The organism is Pseudomonas sp. EA_65y_Pfl1_P113 (assembly GCF_963970525.1).
Taxonomy (GTDB): domain Bacteria; phylum Pseudomonadota; class Gammaproteobacteria; order Pseudomonadales; family Pseudomonadaceae; genus Aquipseudomonas; species Aquipseudomonas tritici.
On the sequence record NZ_CAXAQM010000442.1, the window covers coordinates 1 to 485 of the forward strand.

Below are 485 nucleotides of genomic sequence, written 5' to 3' on the forward strand. Positions count from 1 at the left end.
TCCTAGAACGTTTTCGCTTCCTGCTTCAGGACATGCTCGGGGCACTCAACCCGTTGAGCGCCGCCTATCTCGATAACACGACAAAGATCGAAGGCGTTAGCCTTTTGTCGTTCAATAACCTACTGCTGATCGCTGCCTTGGGTTGTTACTTCGTGGCCGGTTACCAATCACGAAGTAGGTATCATGGTCTGTTCCTGACCCTGACTCTAGCAAGTCTTCTGCCAATTGCCCTGTTGCCGGAAGCGCCGGTGATCGCACAGCGTAGTAAGGAGGTGCTGTTTCTTGCCGTGATCTTCCTGGCATGTCGCAGCCGGCTGGGATGGCGTGATCTGCCGGGCTTCGGCTTTGTTGTGTTGTTGACCGCGTTGCTCGGTTATCTGTGGGTCGCTGGCGGTATCATCTTTACATGACCTTAAGGCATGAACCCGCTGCTTCTCGCAGCCCGCCCATGCGGGTGCTGGCCCTCGCCAAATACGGCACTCGCG

The 485-nt window shown here is 56.1% G+C and carries 1 protein-coding gene; it reads left to right on the top strand.

Features of this window, described 5'->3' with window-relative positions:
* Positions 1-410: hypothetical protein (locus AACY52_RS30480; protein ID WP_339561410.1), on the top strand; the 410-nt coding region annotated here is incomplete at its 5' end.
* Between the last annotated feature and the right edge of the window lie 75 nt (positions 411-485).